Genomic DNA, 17,073 nt, shown 5'->3' on the forward strand with positions numbered 1-17,073 from the left:
TTTATTTTTTTGGCATTCTTTTTAAATGCCTTTAATATTATAGAATAGCAAGAAGGACAGCTTTTTATTTGAATCCATAGCCTCGCTAATCTGGGCGATTCAGAGTATACCCATGAAAAATTTGCTATCAATTTTGTTATTTTTGATGAGTTTTAGTGTATTAGGTGGTTGCTTCATTACCCCGGAGGATTATAAGCCACCGACTATTTCAGAAAAAGAATGGGTGTCTGTATCTGAAGAAAATAAGTCTTTCTCATTCGTTGCAAAAATACCTGTTCGTGAAGACCTTTCAAGTCTAGTGATGGTTACCTATAGTGCTGACAAAGAAAACCAAAGTTTTTTTGTGCCTCTATCTTTGTATGAACAAGATGAAATGCACGTAAGCTTTTTCACACTACCTGAAAGTCTTGCCCAAACCTCCAGCCTAGTAGCTCAGTTTGGAGACTGCGGTAGCTTAATTGAGTGGCAGCTAAAGGACTACCTAGATAAATAACTGTCTTAATTTTGAATCCAAAGCCTCGCTAGTCGGGGCTTTGTTTTTAAAGCAGGCTGATGACTTGTTCGAATTCGCCATAGCGCCAGTGGCCACATGCGTGTGGTTTTACTCATGATGGCAAATAACATACGTCTACGCAGAAAACGTCAGCGAGAAGCATTAGGCGGTCCTCCACCCACTGGCGCTGGTGCTCAAAACTTTTTCCGATCAGTTTATCTTTTCCATATAAAAATGCACGGCGCAAGCAGCGCGAAATGCAGTGTTAATATGGTGTGTCTGATAAGCTAATAAGGCTTCTTCGAGGTTTTGGCATGGCTTTCACTTTGGTATTCAAATAATTTCTATTGTGCCGCTTTATTGTGATTTTCCAACTGTACGATGGCATACACCTACGTATCGCGCTCCAAGCTGATGGAAGTGTACAAACCGGACGCATCCTTTGGCATTGAGCGATAAGCACGTATTTGATACGGAAGAAGAGGTAATGCGTTTGCATTACCCCCTTCTTCCGTATTAAACTTTAAACAAATGTCTGTATTTCATATTGAGAGGTTATTATGGCTCAAGTTACATTAGAAGCAGAGTCCACATTGACAGACCGCTTTCAAACTACAGTGCCCAGTCCTGTTCGCCAGGCATTGCACTTAGGTAAAAAAGATAAGATTAAATATGCTATTCAGTCAGACGGAAGTGTGGTTATTTCTCGTGCCACAGCCGCTCCCGAAAGTGATCCCGTTCTTGGTGAATTCTTGTCATTTATCGCTAGTGACATGCAAGCTCACCCTGAAAGACTGCAACCGCTCACAGCAAGTATGCGTGAAAGTGTGGAAGCCTTAGTTTCAGGTGTGGGCGTCGATTTAGACGCGCCACTTATGGATGAGGATGAATAATTTTGTCGCAAAGCATTCCAATGGTGGTAAATGGTTGGACGCTTTACACGCATCCATTGTTCGCAGAACAATATTTAGAGCTGAAAGCGCAGGTAGAAAACCTGAAGCAGAAAGACCCAACGGGTTACGTTAAGAAAAATGCCACTAAACGATTAGCTGCTATTCAAAAACTGATTTTTCAGGTTGTTCCACTGGATCCAACCAGCTCGGATTACCGTCTAGGAAGTACCTTAGGTAGCGAGAATAAGCATTGGTTTAGGGCTAAGTTTTTCCAGCAATATCGCCTATTCTTTCGTTATCACTTAGAGTCTAAGGTCATCGTGTATGCATGGGTGAATGACGAGAAGAATAAACGCGCCTACGGCAGTAAGACCGATGCTTAGAAAGTGTTCGAAAAGATGTTAAAGTCGGGTAATCCTTCCGAAGGATGGGATGAACTTTTAAAAGCAGCTAGGGACGAAACGCTCTCTCCATAAGTACTTCGCTTGTTTTCTACAAGAAAATAGCCTAATCGTGATTCCGATTACTCTACTACAAAGCACGGATTTATCATTCAAAGCCTCCCTCGTGAGGGGCTTTGTTTTTATGGGGAAAGGTCACCCCTAACGGATTTACTGGACTTCCCTTTACGATTTCAAAATCCCAAAACTACATAATTGCCCTACATTTGCCGGTTATAGTTATCTTCGCGAACTCATATATGTACCTCAAACTTTGGAGTTTTACATGATGAAGAAAATTAACGCTATGTGCTTAATGGGCCTCTGCTGTTTGTTGTTAACGGCTTGCAATAGCCAGGATCCTCAAGGACGTGAGCAGGGGTTTACCCTAAGTAGTCCGGCAGTAAATGATGATAGTAAACTACCAATGGTTTACACCTGTGATGGCAAAGGTATTAGCCCACCGTTAAATTGGCATGGCGCGCCCACAGATACGCAATATTATGCGCTAATTATGGATCATGAAGCGCCAGAGGGCATGCATTGGTATTGGACGCTCTACAATATTCCAGCTAGCAAAACCCATATCGAAGCAGGGGAAAACCTCGGTGATGTCGGTTCGAACAGCGTAAATGATGTAAATCAGTACGCACCACCTTGTTCTAAAGGGCCGGGCGTAAAACGTTACACCTATACCTTGTACGCCTTGTCGGCACCTGTCATTGTTAACCCCAATGCCACAGTGGACCGTGCCACACTGCTTAATGCCATAAAAGATATATCCCTTGGCTCTGCCAGTATGTCGGTTACCTACGAGCGACGTGGTCGCGGTGGTGATAGGCCCAAGCCAAATAGAAAACCCGAGCCTAATGATCAAACATCCCTGAATTCTGCTTACCTAACGGCAAATGTCGCATCACCGCGATGTACTCAAATAAAGCAATCTGTCAGTCAAGCGGGCTTTGGGGAAAGCGTATCGGTGACCTGCGATGAAAATTACGCATACGTAGCCTCTTCAACGTACCCTGAACACGAAATGATGACTGGCATCACCTCGACCAACGAGCAAATACCTGTGCCAGCGAAAGATTATGTGGCTCCTATTAAGCTGCACCCCAAAAAGGCTCAATCGGTAACCACCATTGATGCTGCTGTGGGTGTGGCGGTAAATGGTGTGCCCATATACGACTATTCTTCTCAGGGGGAGTTAGACGTTAACAGCTACGATGAGCAGCACGACACAGTGGTGTTGGGGCAACTGGATATTTGTGGGGGTCATGCAGGACGGGGCGATGACTATCACTATCATGCTGCTCCCACCTGTATGATCGATGCTATGAAAAACCAAGGTAGTGATGCCATTATTGGTTGGGCCTACGATGGCTACCCGTTGTATGGCAATAATAATCCAGACGGAAGCCCAATTGCCAAAGGGGAGCTTGATGTGTGTAACGGACAGTCAGATCCCACGTTTGGGTATCGATACCAAACCTCGACTACACCGCCCTACATTATTCAGTGTTTAGTGGGCGAAGTGGACACAAGCCGACTACCCAGAGTGGCACCGTTAAATGGCGATACCCAGGGAATTCGCGCCGACCTGCGCCCACCGCGAGGCAGTGTTGAAAACCTTACCCATACTATTGCTGAAGATGGTAGCCGTACCATGCGTTATTCATACAAAGGGGAAGACTATTTCACGACCTATCGTCCCGCCCGAGAGGGGAAAAACTGCTACGAATTTACGCAAAAAACCATTAGCAATGGTGGAAAGATTGAAACGGGCACATTTTGTCGAGGCCCTTTACCTAATAAACACACCGCAACGGTGACAAAACAAAACACCAACCCTGAAATTACCGGTGAACACCACTTTAAACTTGAGGCATGGGCAGACAACTGGTTTAGCGCCTACATTGGCGAACAATTACTTATTGAGGATTCCGTTCCCATTACCACTGAGCGTTCCTTTAATGCTGAAAGTATTACGTTTTCTGCCAATTATCCTATTGAGCTTAATTTGATCATTAAAGACTTTAAGCAAAATGATACGGGCCTTGAATACATTGGTGCTAGAAATCAGCAAATGGGCGATGGGGGTTTTATCATGCAGATAACCGATACCGACACCCAACGAGTGGTTGGGGTAAGTGATAAAGCCTTTAAATGTGAGGTGTTGCACAAAGCGCCACTGAATAAATTATGTGAAGGGGAAGCAAATCCTGTGGCCGGAGAAGGGTATTGCACCTTTATGGCGAAAGAGGCGCCGGAGGGATGGTTGAAAAGCGACTTTGATTACAGTGGCTGGCCCAATGCGACTGAGCACGACTCCGCATCTGTGGGGCCAAAGGATGGCTATGACGATATTGTTTGGGACGAAAGCGCGAAGTTTATCTGGGGTGAGGATCTGGAAACCGATAACACCCTCATTTGTAAAGCCACTATCGTGCAGCCCAAATAGAATAATGGATATGTTTGGCAAAGCATTAAGGCACATTGTATGAATGTAATCACTAAAATAACCTGGCTGCTTTTTGTCGCAATAATTGTCAGCGTAAGCCCTTACCTTGCAGCCCACGAATTAAAAGCAACCACGGCACAGGTTACCTTGCGAGATGGTCAAGTAGAGGTAAAGGTGTATACCAATACCACGCATTTGATCTTGGCGCTTCAAAGTGAGCAAGCGTGGCTTATGGGCGATATTGATGAGGTAATGCCAGAAAATTTAAGCGCTGTTGAGCTAAAAAATTATATAAAAAAGGCGCTTAAGAAAAAAATGGTATTGCGTATTAATAACCAGGCTATTCCCTTTCAACGAGTGGACGTTACTCCTCTTGGGGGCAATGATGTTCACGATTTGGAAATTGTATTCCAAGCAAAACACCGGTTTAGTCGCGTCGATGAACTTGCTTTATCGTTCCCTAAAACCTTGGGCACAGTACATGCAAATTTTGTGAAGCCCCAGTATCAATTGCTTAGCCCTGGTGACACAGCCAAAGTTACATTTTAACCTTGTCATACGATTAACCACTAAAAGCGTATCGAAAAGGGGATACGCTTTTGGGTTTTATGAATTGTAGGTACATAATCAATATGCAACATTGCAATACGGATATCACGCTATCTTCGCTAAGCGTCTTAAACCTGTGAAACTAATCCATAAATTCTTTTTAGCTTTTTTTGTTACCAACATTGCTCTTGTTGGCGTGATGTTTGGTTTTTTATATATGAGTTTCTCCACCGGGTTTAACGACTTTGTGGAACAACAGGAAAAAAATCACGTTGCCAGTATTAAGTATCAACTCACTGAATTTTATCGGGAGTTGGGCAGTTGGCAGTCAATAGCAGAAAACATGCAATTGTGGCGGGCTATCGTCGAGCCGCAAAAAAAAACGAGTGTGTCTGGGCCTGTAGATTCGCTTAAAACGGGGCAGCGAATAAGCTTGTATAACAAAGATAAACAGGTGATCGTGGGCAGAGCTAAGTTAGATGAAAACCCCCATATAGAGCCAATTTTGCTAAATGATAGCGTTATCGGCTGGATAGGTCTTGTGCCTTCTCGGTTTATCCAGGCAAGCCCTGCAAAAGCATTTTTAACCGCCCAGTTTAATAATTACTTTGTGATCACGCTATGGGTTGTGGTTTTGGCTTTTGTTATGGCAATTGTGTTGTCTCGCCATTTAATCAAACCCATTAAGCAGATCGTAGGCGGTACCGATGCGTTAACCAAAGGTAACTTTAGTAGCCGAATAGTACCGGTAAGCCAAGACGAGTTAGGGACCTTATCTAATAATTTTAACGAGTTGGCTCAAACGCTTGAACAAAATCAGCAAATGCGTCAACAGTGGGTGTCAGATACTTCCCACGAATTAAGAACGCCCTTGACGGTGCTTCGCTCACATTTACTGGCCATACAAGACGGTGTATTTGAAGCCGACGAGAAACGTATTGCCTTGCTGGTTAATCAAGTTGAAAACCTTAATCTCATTGTTGATGATTTGGCTCAGTTGGCACATAACGATATGGCCAACCTTTCCTATGACTTTGCACCGGTTAATTTAACAAGCTTATTAGAGGCATTGGTTGACAGTTATGCCGCCCGTTTCGCCGAGCAAGGCTTAACCCTAATCTGTGAGAGTTTAAACAATGGGGAAGAATGGATGGTAAAAGGTGATAAAAATCGGCTTAAACAGTTATTTTCAAACCTGTTGGAAAACAGCTGTCGATACACCCATTCTGGCGGGCAGGTCATCATAACTGGCCAAGTAATAGATGGTACGATTCAACTTACTTTGCAAGATTCTGCACCAGGGGTTTTACCCCAAGATCAAAAAAAGTTATTTGAACGCTTTTATCGAGTCGAAAAATCTCGTAGCAGAGAACACGGTGGCTCTGGCTTGGGGCTTGCCCTATGTAAACAGATTGTCGATGCCCATGGTGGAACAATAACCCTCGATAATTCACCGCAAGGTGGGCTAGAGGTAAAGGTTACCTTTTCATTACTAGGCTAGCAAATGACAGCACAAAAAATACTCATTGTTGAAGATGAAGAAAACATCGCTGAAGTTCTTGTGGCGTATTGTGAGCAGCAAGGTTACGTTACTGTTCACTTTACCAGCGGCCAGGGCGTGGTGGATTATATCAAGCAACATGATATTGATCTTGTTGTGCTTGATTTAATGCTGCCAGATGTTAGTGGTATCGACATATGCAAACGTCTGCGCCTTTTCTCGAGTGTACCTATTATTATGCTTACTGCTAAACGAGAAGAAGAAGATCGCCTGCTGGGTTTGGAACTTGGCGCAGATGATTACATATGTAAACCTTTTAGCCCCAAAGAGGTCGTTGCGCGCATAAAAACGGTACTTAGAAGAACAAGCCCAACCACAGCCAATACCATTAAGTACGAGGGTTTTCGCTTAAGCAAAGACAACTACGATGCGTATCTTCACGGCGAAAATCTAAAGTTTACTGCGGTAGAGTTTAAAATATTCTGGTTGTTTATTAGTCATGTGGGTCGGGTGTTTAGTCGCGAAGATATTATCAATAGTGTGTATACCTGCACGGACAACATATCCGATCGTAATATCGATACTCATATTAAAAATATACGCAAAAAAATTAGCGCCATTGATGCGGATGTAAACCCCATTGCCGCGGTTTACAGTGTGGGTTACAAATTCAAAAGCGGGTAATCGTTGTTCATTCGTTATTTCAATACGTTACCCTCGCTTATCTCTCCTTTTAGTAATCAACAATCACGCCCATCATTGTGAAGTAGTCGTGACAATTTCTTTAAACAAGAATTGATGCTATTTGCATTTGTGTTAATATCAGCGCCTCTTATCTTAATTGCGAATACTATTTGGGAACTTTCATGCAGTTAAATCGGATTTTTGTTGGTGTGAGTTTGGGCTTGGTGGCGTTATCAAGTGCAGCAAATGAAAGCGAAGCAAACACAAATGCTAACGCGATGGAGGTTATCACCATCAATGGTGCTTCTTTTGATGACTATCAGGTACAGGATGCCTCAGGTGCGATGCGCTCTAACATACCGCTGCTTGAAACCGCCCAATCGGTTACCGTAATTCCAGAAATTATTATGGCTGAGCAACTGGCCACCACATTAGGTGAAGTGCTAAATAACGATGCCAGCTTGTCGCCAGGCTCTACCCAGCGCAATCGGGAAGTGTTTAGCTCCCGGGGTTTTGAGTTAAGCTCCTCTACCGGTTATTTGCGTGATGGTCACCAACATTGGTCTCACTATCAGCAACCCATAGAAACCCTGTCCCGGGTTGAAGTGATTAAAGGCCCATCAAGTATTCTTTACGGCCAGTCTGCGCCGGGTGGCTTGGTGAATATGGTGACTAAAAAGCCTACGGTTGCCCCTTTATTCGAGTTAAGTGCCGATACCGACCAATTTGGCTCAACCCGCTTTATGTTAGATGCCGGCGGTGAAATTGTCGAAGACACCAATTACCGTGCGGTACTGGTAAAACAAGACGTGAATTTCGACCGTGACTATTACAATGGCGAAACCCGCGAGCGGGATCGTTTCTTAGGCTCGTTAAACATCGAGCATCATTTTAGCGACGATCTCGTTGTTAACGCTTATTATGATCGTACTAACGATAAAGCGGGCTTAGATACCGGCGCTTGGTTAGATGATAACGGCGATGTGGTTAGCGAAAAACACACCATCAATGATTTCTCGTGGGCGTTTACCGATATTACGGTTGAAAATATTGGCGCAAATTTAAGCTACTTTTTTAATTCTCAGTGGGATGTACAAGTCGGTTATAACGAGCAAACCTTCGAACGGGAACGCTTTGAATCATCACCCAGTTACCCTTCTGGTTATGTGGCTGGCGACAGCTATGACTCAAACCCTTATGACCGCTTTGATGATTGGCAATTTAAAACCGCGTATGTGGATTTGCATGGTCAGGTTAACTTTGGTGGTATCGAGCATAACCTATTGTTTGGTGCGAACAGCCTCGATTATTACTACGGGCAATTGATAGAGCGTGGCGATACCATTACCTATACGCCGGGTGACACCGAACCCAGTCGTCCTGAACTGGACTATCACAATGACGATACGCTAAGTGTGACCAAATACGATTATTACGGTGTGTACTTTCAGGACTTGATGACCTTGAGCGAGCACTGGCAAGTGGCCGTGGGCGGGCGCTACGACAAACAAAACCGGTCAGGCGCAGATAACGAGTCTGTTTTGCCTAAAGTGGGCGTGCTCTATCATCCTGCAGAAAATAGTACGATTTATGTGAATTATTCTGAAGGCTTTGAACCCCAGTCTAGCGAAACCATTGACGATGAGTTAGATCAAAACTATGGCATGGAAATCGACGCGGTGACTTCTAAGCAGTGGGAATTAGGCGCGAAATGGCAAGTGTCAGAGCGCTTGTTGGTAAATACCGCCGTTTTCAATATCGAAAAATCCGGTACGCTAATTTCAGAGCAATTGGATGACGATCCCGTGTATGAAACGGTGACTACCCAATCGGGCTTACAAACCCATAAAGGGTTTGAAATTTCAGCCCAAGGTGCAGTGACTGACAAATGGTTTGTGATGACATCGGCGATGTATTTGCATGCAGAATACGAAGTGGATGAAAGCTATCAAGGTAACACGCCAGCAGATGCCCCTAAATGGTCAGCTTCGCTGTGGTCTCGTTATGAACTGACTGACAAACTCGCACTTAACGCCGGTTTGTTTTATCAGGGAGCACGCTTTGCCGATAATGCCAATACCGTTGAAAAAGATGCCTATACCCGGGTGGATGTGGGCGCAACCTATACTACTGATGTCATGGGCAAAGCAGTAGGCCTTCGTTTGAACATCGAGAATCTGTTTGATACCGATTACCTTGCCGGTGGCGGCACCAATAACGTGACAATTGGCGATGGCGCAACAGCTCGCTTACAAATGAAAGTGGCTTTCTAACCTCTTATTGAATGGGCTTTCTAAGGTCACTGGAAAGCCCACTTTCCACCTTTTTTTCCTAACTAGGCAGAATATCAATATCTGCACTATAGTCTGTATACATTAACGTAACCTGTACGCGGTTTATGACAACACGTCCCAGTTTTTGGGTTTTTATCTTCACTTTCTTTGTGATCTTTCCAGCCTCTGCCAGCGAGAGGATATACGTTATTGGTTATGTTTCTCATCCTGGCGTCAAATCCTTTTATAAAGAGGTGGTACAGGAAGCTTACGAGCGGCTAGGATTACGGGTTCAATTTGTGGAAGTCAGTGGTGAGCGCGGTTTGATATTGCTCAATGAAGGCCTGTTGGACGCCAGCACATTGCGTGTTGAAAGCGTGTTGGCGCCCTATAAAAACATCATTGCTGTGCAGCCCCCCATCGCCGAGGCGAATGTGAATCTCTATTGCCGTATCCAGATGATCTGCAATGAAAACGTATTATCCGATGCTACAAAAACGGTGGTAACTACCCGGCGCTTGATTAGTGTGTTGATGGAAGCCCGAAGTGATCTTGTTATTAAAGCAAGCACTTTGCGTGTTGAAGATCTAAATCGCGTTATACAGCTAGTGTCAAAAGGGCGTTATGATTATGCAATTATCGCAAGTGGCACTCAGGAAATACCCGCTTTTACAACGCAAGGCGTGAACCACGTAAATCTCGTAAAAGGTCGTGCAGTACATGCTTTGTATAAACAACATAGCGCCCTTGCAGACGCTATTTCAACAAGTATTCAGCAGGTACTAAAAGAACGACAATCACTCCAATAAGATTCGATAATACCCTATTGTATCAGTTGTTTGCGCACTAAGTTGTTCCCGTCACGCCGTGCCTGATATAACGCATCCTCTGCATTCGCGGTGAGTTCGTTCAAAGGCCTAGGCGTGGCAGTAAATGACACGCCGAATGAGCCCGTAAGGTGAATATGAGGCTGCAAATCTGAGGTGTCCATGGTGGCGATGCCGTGGCGTAAACTCTGGGCAATTTCTACCGCTTCGTTCGGGCCGGTTTCGGGCAATAAAATAATGAATTCCTCGCTACTCCAGCGCCCAACAATATCTTTGGTTCTCACACTGGTGAGCAAGTGGCCAGAAATCAGGTCGAGTACATCATCGCCCACATTGCGACCGTATGTGTCGTTGATGGTGCTAAAGTTATCCACACCCACAATGATCACGCTTAAGGATGAAAACTCTTCCTGCATCGCTTTATATTTGGCATCGATTTTCTGCCGATCTGGCAGACGCTGGGTATTGCGAATAACCAAATCGGGTTGCATGTCTTTGCGGAAGTAATACAGCAGATGATAAATCATCATAAATAATGAAAAGACGACCACCAGCAGCGTGACCACACTGATCACAAAGGCCTTGGAAATTTCAGCTTTGCGTTTATCCAGGGGACTAAGCAGGAAGACAGTCCAGTTAAACTGGTTTAGTTTCACTTCGGCAATGAGGTATTCCTGCTGATTGATGGTGACCAACCGGTTGTTGAGGGCGCGCTGATCACGAACATCTGCCGGTAAACTGGCGTACCAGGGTAATTCAGACAAGTTGGTAAAATCCGAATAGGACGCCATTAAATTGGCATCAGAAGACAGCATAATATCGCCATTTTCATCAACAAACAGAAAGTCGTAACCGTACTGCTGTTTGTACGAGTCGAAGATGCTGATGAAGCTGGCTAAGCTTTTGCCGATGCCAAAGAAGCCTAAAAATTCGTTATCTTCGTTATAAATCTTAATATCGATATAAAAGTGGGTATCTTCCCATTTCCCAATATCTGCTACCGCATCTTCGGGACGATCTTTATATTTGAAATACCAGCTTACATCCCCTTTTACCAGCGGCAAAGACGTGCCGTCAGAGTTGTATTGCATGCGATCGTGTTCTCTGGCAATAAAAAAATACAAGTCAAACTCATCTTGTAGACGGGTAAGGGTGGAAAATATGCGATCTTTATCAACGGTGGGGGAGTTCATTAGCTCTACAAGTTCTTGTGACTTCCCCAGTGCTTCGGAGATGTGTAACGGCTTGAGTAGCTGATTAACAATTAATGAGATAGCGGGAGACAAGGATTGCTGTTGGGCACGGCTTTGCTCTGCCACAATGGTATTAACACTAAAATGGACGAGGGTTACAATAGCGACAACCACCACTGCAAACAGTAATAAAATACTTCTATGTAGGGTTCGAAATGTTTTCACGAACTACTTGCTCTCCCTAGCTTTGTAAGCATGTGTGAAAGATTCCTAATGAGCACTAAGTATACCTTTTCGCCATTTAAACTACTACCCAGACAAAAGAATAAGAATATAAAATGCATTTTTACTTGTCGATGCGCTGACTTGTTATATCGGCTTAGTTACACTAGCAGAATAACATCGGTGTTTAGCATTTTTTATTAAGGAAAATACATGGCTTTCTCTGTCATTGTTCTTGCAGCAGGTAAGGGCACAAGAATGAAATCTTCGTTACCTAAGGTTTTGCATCCTATTGGTGGCATTCCTATGGTCCAGCGCGTCATCAACACCGTGGAATCCTTGCAGGCAAGTGCGGTACACCTTGTCTACGGTCATGGTGGAGAGCAGCTTAAAGCCGCCCTTACCGGCAATAACTTAAACTGGTGCTTGCAATCAGAACAATTAGGCACCGGTCATGCGGTACAACAGGCTATCCCTTACATCGATGAAAAAGAAGATGTGCTGATTTTGGTAGGCGATGCGCCGCTTATTCAAGCTGAAACCCTGGCCCGTTTAGCGGCAGTGAAAGCCAATTGTGATTTGGCGTTGCTTACCGTTGAACTTGATGATCCGACCGGCATGGGAAGAATCGTGAGAGAAGGCGATAACATTAAAGCCATTGTGGAACATAAAGACGCCACCGATGCCCAGCGCCAGATTAAAGAAATTAATACCGGTATGATGATGATGTCCGGTGCGGATCTAAAACGCTGGCTGGGCAACCTAAGTAACGATAACGCACAAGGCGAATATTATCTTACCGATGTTATTGCCATGGCCGCAGCAGAAGGGAAAACCATTCAAGCTGCCCACCCAGATACCGCCAGCGAAGTTGAAGGCATTAACAACCGAGCACAGTTAGCCGCTCTAGAACGGGCCTTGCAGGCACGACAAGCCCATGCCTTGATGATGGAAGGAGTAACCCTGGCAGATCCTGCTCGCTTTGATCTTCGCGGTAACGTGGTCACAGGCAAGGATGTTTCCATCGATATCAATGTGGTACTGAACGGCGACGTGAAAATCGGCAACAACGTACGCATCGGACCAAATTGTATACTGACCAATTGTACCATTGCCGATAACGTAGTGATTGAAGCTAACTCCATCATTGAAGAGGCTACCGTGGGCGAAGCCTGTACCGTTGGGCCATATGCCCGTTTGCGTCCGGGGGCGGTTATGCAATCGCGAGCCAAAGTCGGCAACTTTGTCGAGATGAAAAAAGCCATTTTGGGGGAAGGCGCTAAAGCCAACCACCTTACGTATTTAGGTGATGCGGAAGTGGGCGCGGGGGCCAATATCGGTGCCGGTACCATTACCTGTAACTACGATGGCGTGAATAAGTCCAAAACGTCTATTGGAGCCAATGCGTTTATTGGTTCGAACTCTTCGTTAGTGGCACCGGTAAAAATTGGAGACAATGCTACGGTAGGCGCGGGTTCAACGGTCACCAGTGAAGTTGAAGATAATGCCCTTACCATTGCCCGAGCGCGCCAGCGCACCATTGCCAACTGGCCTCGCCCAACTAAAAAATAAGGGCGCGAGGGTTGTGGCTTTTGTTGAACGCGACGCAATAGGTTAATGTGTCGCTTTTCTTTAAGACAGGCGACACCTTAATGATTAGAACCCTTTTGGTGGGCTTTGGCTTTTCTGCCAAAACCTTCCACCTTCCTTTTCTTCAGTTTATGAATGCTTTTGAACTTGTGGGCGTGGTGTCTTCACGACCTGCCGCCGTGGCCGATGTTCTGCCTGACGTGCCCGTGTATTCGTCGATGACAAAAGCATTAGAGGCAGCAACGGTTGATCTCGTGGTGATCACCACACCGAATGTGCTACATGCCATGCAGGCCAGACAAGCCCTGATATTTGGCTGTCATGTGTTGGTGGAAAAGCCCTTTACGCTAAGTAGCGAAGAAGCGAAAGCCTTGGTGTCTTTAGCCAAAGAAAAACAACGTATTTTGAGCGTGTACCAAAACCGGCGTTTTGACGGTGATTTTCTTACCGTGAAAAAGCTGATTGCAGAAAATCAGCTAGGTAATGTAAAACGTTTTGCTTCCCGTTTTGACCGTTTTAGACCCAGATCCCGGGATCGTTGGCGAGAAAACGCCGGTCCCGGCGCAGGTATTTTATGGGATCTTGGCCCCCATCTTGTGGATCAAGCTGTGCAGTTATTCGGTGTGCCAAAACAGGTGCAGGCCGTGGTGCAAACCTTACGTGATGGCGGGCAAAGCCATGATAGCTTCGATATTACCCTGTTTTACAACGGCATTACGGTAGTGCTTGGAAGCTCCCCGTTTCAGGGGCATCAGACGTTGCGCTTTGAGGTACAAGGAGACCAGGGAAGCTATCGAAAATACGGTTTAGATCCACAGGAAAATCAGTTAAAGCAAGGACTCACTTTTGATGACAGCCAATGGGGAGAAACTCCCAGCGATCAAAATGGGCAATTGAGTAACGGTGAGTGTTTACAAACAATTAGCACACAAAAAGGGGATTATCTGCAATTTTATCATGGGCTGGCTGGGGCAATCTCAGAAGGCAGCGAAGCCCCCGCTGATGGAAAATCGGTCATTCCCGTTATTCAACTTATCGAATTAGCGTTGGAAAGTGCCGAAACAGGTAAAGCTCTGCCTGTATACCTAGATATGAACGAAAATAACTAAAAAAACTTGCGCATCGTAACTTTTGATGCTTTATTTGTTTCGGTTCGTAATCAAGAAGTTTCGAAATGCAAAAGCGAAATACCCAGCAACGCAGAAATGACATCGTAGAATGGGTGAATCAGGCCGGTCATGTTCATGTGGATGAAATGGCCTCACGGTTTGGCACCTCACAGGTTACCATCCGTAAAGACTTAGCCGCATTGGCCGCTGAAAAAAGGGTCCTTCGGGAGTTTGGCGGCGCAGCACCGTTGCCGTCGGCTGAAACAAAGCACAATACACCGCTTTCTACTGTGACGGCGCGAAAAATCGCCATCGCCCAAGAAGCCGCACAATTTGTGTCTGACGGTACGAAATTGATCCTTGATAATGGTAACACCACCGCTGCGTTATTGCCTTTTTTACATCAGCAAAAGCTGGTGGTGTTAACCAATTCGCTAAGCATTGCCGGTGCACTAACCTCGGCAGAGAATGAGCCCACGGTTTTGATGACCGGCGGAACCTGGGACGCCCATTCCCAGTCCTTTCAGGGCGAAATGGCAAAAAATATGATAACGGCCTACAGTTTTGATGTTGCTTTTATCGGTGCCTCGGGGCTGGATGTAAGCCGTGGCTCAACCACATTTAATGAACTGACTGGGTTATCCCAAGCCATGGCTGAGGTCGCCCGCAAGGTGGTGATTTTAGCCGAGTCTGACAAATTTTTTCATCGCATGCCGAATTTAGAGCTGGCATGGGACAATATCGATGTTCTGGTTACTGATAACCGTATTGATGAGAACACCAAACAACAACTTGAAGACAAAGGCGTTTCGGTAAAGATAGCGCCGTTAAACGGAGATTAACCATGTGTGGAATTGTAGGCGCGGTGGCAGAGCGCAACGTTGTCGAAATCTTACTGGAAGGCTTAAAGCGTCTGGAATACCGTGGCTATGATTCTGCCGGTGTGGCGCTGTTGCAGCCCAATGGCACCCTAACTCGATTGCGTAAAACCGGCAAGGTGCAAGCGCTAGCCGACGCCGTGGCTGAACATGAAGCATTAGGATCGACGGGCATCGCCCACACCCGTTGGGCCACCCACGGTGGCGTAACCGAATACAATGCTCACCCCCATTGCTCTAACGAACGAATTTCGGTGGTGCACAATGGCATTATTGAAAACTATTTGGCATTGCGCGCAGCGTTAACAGAGCAAGGCTATACCTTCGATAGTGATACGGATACGGAAACTATTGCCCATACCGTGCATGCCGAATTGCAAAAAGGCGTGTCCTTGTTAAAGGCGGTACAAAACAGCGTGTCACAATTTCATGGGGCTTACGGTACGGTGATCATGGACAGTGAAGATCCTTCTCGCGTAGTGGTGGCTCGCTCTGGTAGTCCGCTGGTGATTGGACTGGGACTGGGCGAAAACTTTATTGCTTCTGATCAAATGGCCTTATTACCGGTTACCCGTCGCTTTATTTTCCTAGAAGAAGGCGACGTGGCAGAAATCACCCGCCGCTCGGTTAGCATTTTTGATGTGAATGGCAACCCCGTAGAGCGGGAAGTGGTGGAATCCAATATCGAGCATGATGCAGGAGACAAAGCCGGTTATCGCCATTACATGCTAAAAGAAATTCACGAGCAGCCAACGGTAGTGCGCAATACCTTGCAACAGCGGGTGGATGAGCAAGGCTTGGTGCCCGGGATTTTTGGTGCGGGTGCCGACGCCATACTGGCCAAAGTAAAACACGTACAAATTATTGCCTGCGGTACCAGTTACCATGCTGGAATGACTGCCCGCTATTGGCTTGAGCAGTACGCCAATGTGTCTTGCAACGTGGAGATTGCCTCAGAATTTAGATACCGTAAATCAGTGGTGTACGAAAACAGCTTGCTGGTGACCATTTCCCAGTCTGGGGAAACCGCCGATACACTAGCCGCCTTGCGCTTGGCAAAAGAATTGGGCTATATGTCGAGTTTGGCCATATGTAACGTGCCCGGTTCATCGTTAGTACGGGAATCTGAACTTTCCTTTATGACCCGAGCGGGGGCGGAAATAGGCGTGGCCTCAACAAAGGCCTTCACCACTCAGCTGACAGCATTTTTAATGCTGACACTGGCACTGGGCGAGCATAACGGCATTAGCGATGAAGATCGTAGTGAAATTGTAAATGCCCTGCACAGCTTACCGGCGAAGTTAGAAGAAACTCTGGCCATTACCCAAGGCATTGAAGATTTAGCCGAAGAATTTGCCGATAAACACCATTCCTTGTTCCTAGGCCGTGGCGATCAATACCCCATTGCCATGGAAGGGGCATTAAAGCTCAAAGAAATCTCTTACATTCATGCTGAAGCTTACGCATCAGGTGAATTAAAGCATGGTCCTTTGGCGCTTATTGACGAAGAAATGCCCGTGATTGTGGTGGCACCGAATAACGAGTTGCTCGAAAAGTTAAAATCTAACGTGGAAGAAGTACGGGCCCGTGGTGGCATCATGTATGTGTTTGCCGACGGCGATGCTAACTTTGCCAGCGATGACACCATGCGGGTGATCAATGTACCGCACTGTGCATCACCCATTGCCCCTATTGTGTACACCTTGCCGTTACAGTTGTTGTCGTACTACGTGGCACTAATAAAAGGCACAGATGTAGACCAGCCCCGTAATTTAGCGAAATCGGTGACGGTGGAGTAGGGGTAATGTGGTGGCGCACGTACTGTGCCACTACAGGTTGCTAAATAATACATGGGAAGTCTTAAATAAAGTTGAAAAGTGATTTCGCTATTTACAGCGGATCACTTTTTTGCGTGAGATTAGACAAAGGTTAAAAACGCGTTTTTTCTTTCCTTGAAGAG

At 45.7% G+C, this 17,073-nt stretch carries 13 protein-coding genes and 1 pseudogene; 13 read left to right on the forward strand and 1 reads right to left on the reverse strand.

What is annotated here, in order from left to right:
• Window positions 1-112: 112 nt before the first annotated feature.
• From V5298_RS07690 to V5298_RS07730, 9 genes and pseudogenes are all read left to right on the forward strand, one after another.
• Window positions 113-493, forward strand: a complete 381-nt coding sequence (locus V5298_RS07690; protein ID WP_332930879.1) for a hypothetical protein — start codon at window positions 113-115, stop codon at window positions 491-493.
• Window positions 494-1,053: 560 nt separating this feature from the next.
• The gene (locus V5298_RS07695; protein WP_332930880.1) at window positions 1,054-1,386 is read left to right on the forward strand and encodes a type II toxin-antitoxin system PrlF family antitoxin; all 333 of its coding nucleotides are present in this window, start codon (window positions 1,054-1,056) and stop codon (window positions 1,384-1,386) included.
• Window positions 1,387-1,406: 20 nt separating this feature from the next.
• Window positions 1,407-1,862 (forward strand): annotated as a pseudogene (locus tag V5298_RS07700) (type II toxin-antitoxin system YhaV family toxin).
• A 250-nt stretch (window positions 1,863-2,112) separates the two neighbouring features.
• Complete coding sequence (locus tag V5298_RS07705; RefSeq protein ID WP_332930882.1) at window positions 2,113-4,287, forward strand: YHYH protein; 2,175 nt, start codon at window positions 2,113-2,115, stop codon at window positions 4,285-4,287.
• Between the two features lie 39 nt (window positions 4,288-4,326).
• A complete protein-coding gene (locus V5298_RS07710; RefSeq protein WP_332930883.1) occupies window positions 4,327-4,836 on the forward strand; it encodes a hypothetical protein in 510 nt (169 codons plus the stop codon).
• Between the two features lie 217 nt (window positions 4,837-5,053).
• On the forward strand, window positions 5,054-6,337 hold the full coding sequence (locus tag V5298_RS07715; RefSeq protein WP_332930884.1) for an ATP-binding protein: 1,284 nt from the start codon (window positions 5,054-5,056) through the stop codon (window positions 6,335-6,337).
• Window positions 6,338-6,340: 3 nt separating this feature from the next.
• Window positions 6,341-7,021, forward strand: a complete 681-nt coding sequence (locus V5298_RS07720) for a response regulator (RefSeq protein WP_332930885.1) — start codon at window positions 6,341-6,343, stop codon at window positions 7,019-7,021.
• A 182-nt stretch (window positions 7,022-7,203) separates the two neighbouring features.
• Window positions 7,204-9,294: a TonB-dependent receptor gene (locus V5298_RS07725; RefSeq protein WP_332930886.1), complete on the forward strand. Its 2,091-nt coding sequence runs from the start codon at window positions 7,204-7,206 to the stop codon at window positions 9,292-9,294.
• Window positions 9,295-9,419: 125 nt separating this feature from the next.
• Window positions 9,420-10,103 (forward strand): hypothetical protein, encoded by a 684-nt coding sequence (locus tag V5298_RS07730; protein ID WP_332930887.1) that lies wholly within the window; start codon window positions 9,420-9,422, stop codon window positions 10,101-10,103.
• 14 nt (window positions 10,104-10,117) lie between these two features.
• Here V5298_RS07730 and V5298_RS07735 read toward each other — a convergent pair whose 3' ends face one another.
• Window positions 10,118-11,539, reverse strand: coding sequence for a sensor domain-containing diguanylate cyclase (locus V5298_RS07735; protein ID WP_332930888.1), 1,422 nt, complete (start codon window positions 11,537-11,539; stop codon window positions 10,118-10,120).
• A 210-nt stretch (window positions 11,540-11,749) separates the two neighbouring features.
• Between V5298_RS07735 and glmU the strand changes: the two genes are divergently transcribed.
• The 4 genes from glmU to glmS all read left to right on the forward strand — a co-directional run bounded on the left by glmU (window position 11,750) and on the right by glmS (window position 16,912).
• Window positions 11,750-13,108: a bifunctional UDP-N-acetylglucosamine diphosphorylase/glucosamine-1-phosphate N-acetyltransferase GlmU gene (gene glmU, locus V5298_RS07740; protein WP_332930889.1), complete on the forward strand. Its 1,359-nt coding sequence runs from the start codon at window positions 11,750-11,752 to the stop codon at window positions 13,106-13,108.
• An 80-nt stretch (window positions 13,109-13,188) separates the two neighbouring features.
• On the forward strand, window positions 13,189-14,235 hold the full coding sequence (locus tag V5298_RS07745) for a Gfo/Idh/MocA family oxidoreductase (RefSeq protein ID WP_332930890.1): 1,047 nt from the start codon (window positions 13,189-13,191) through the stop codon (window positions 14,233-14,235).
• A gap of 65 nt (window positions 14,236-14,300) precedes the next feature.
• Entirely contained in the window at window positions 14,301-15,077 is a 777-nt protein-coding gene (locus V5298_RS07750; RefSeq protein WP_332930891.1) for a DeoR/GlpR family DNA-binding transcription regulator, read from the forward strand.
• Between the two features lie 2 nt (window positions 15,078-15,079).
• A complete protein-coding gene (glmS, locus tag V5298_RS07755) occupies window positions 15,080-16,912 on the forward strand; it encodes a glutamine--fructose-6-phosphate transaminase (isomerizing) (protein WP_332930892.1) in 1,833 nt (610 codons plus the stop codon).
• Window positions 16,913-17,073: the final 161 nt, after the last annotated feature.

Origin of the sequence: Alteromonas sp. 14N.309.X.WAT.G.H12, assembly GCF_036697315.1 — a bacterium.
Taxonomy (GTDB): Bacteria; Pseudomonadota; Gammaproteobacteria; order Enterobacterales; family Alteromonadaceae; genus Alteromonas.

What these genes read in the sequence shown, in the direction of transcription:
- V5298_RS07745 (WP_332930890.1), top strand. Translation starts at nt 13,189, where the DNA reads ATGATTAGAACCCTTTTGGTGGGCTTTGGCTTTTCTGCCAAAACCTTC.
- V5298_RS07705 (WP_332930882.1), top strand. Translation starts at nt 2,113, where the DNA reads ATGATGAAGAAAATTAACGCTATGTGCTTAATGGGCCTCTGCTGTTTG.
- V5298_RS07695 (WP_332930880.1), top strand. Translation starts at nt 1,054, where the DNA reads ATGGCTCAAGTTACATTAGAAGCAGAGTCCACATTGACAGACCGCTTT.
- V5298_RS07690 (WP_332930879.1), top strand. Translation starts at nt 113, where the DNA reads ATGAAAAATTTGCTATCAATTTTGTTATTTTTGATGAGTTTTAGTGTA.
- V5298_RS07750 (WP_332930891.1), top strand. Translation starts at nt 14,301, where the DNA reads ATGCAAAAGCGAAATACCCAGCAACGCAGAAATGACATCGTAGAATGG.
- V5298_RS07730 (WP_332930887.1), top strand. Translation starts at nt 9,420, where the DNA reads ATGACAACACGTCCCAGTTTTTGGGTTTTTATCTTCACTTTCTTTGTG.
- V5298_RS07720 (WP_332930885.1), top strand. Translation starts at nt 6,341, where the DNA reads ATGACAGCACAAAAAATACTCATTGTTGAAGATGAAGAAAACATCGCT.
- glmS (WP_332930892.1), top strand. Translation starts at nt 15,080, where the DNA reads ATGTGTGGAATTGTAGGCGCGGTGGCAGAGCGCAACGTTGTCGAAATC.
- V5298_RS07725 (WP_332930886.1), top strand. Translation starts at nt 7,204, where the DNA reads ATGCAGTTAAATCGGATTTTTGTTGGTGTGAGTTTGGGCTTGGTGGCG.
- glmU (WP_332930889.1), top strand. Translation starts at nt 11,750, where the DNA reads ATGGCTTTCTCTGTCATTGTTCTTGCAGCAGGTAAGGGCACAAGAATG.
- V5298_RS07710 (WP_332930883.1), top strand. Translation starts at nt 4,327, where the DNA reads ATGAATGTAATCACTAAAATAACCTGGCTGCTTTTTGTCGCAATAATT.
- V5298_RS07715 (WP_332930884.1), top strand. Translation starts at nt 5,054, where the DNA reads ATGAGTTTCTCCACCGGGTTTAACGACTTTGTGGAACAACAGGAAAAA.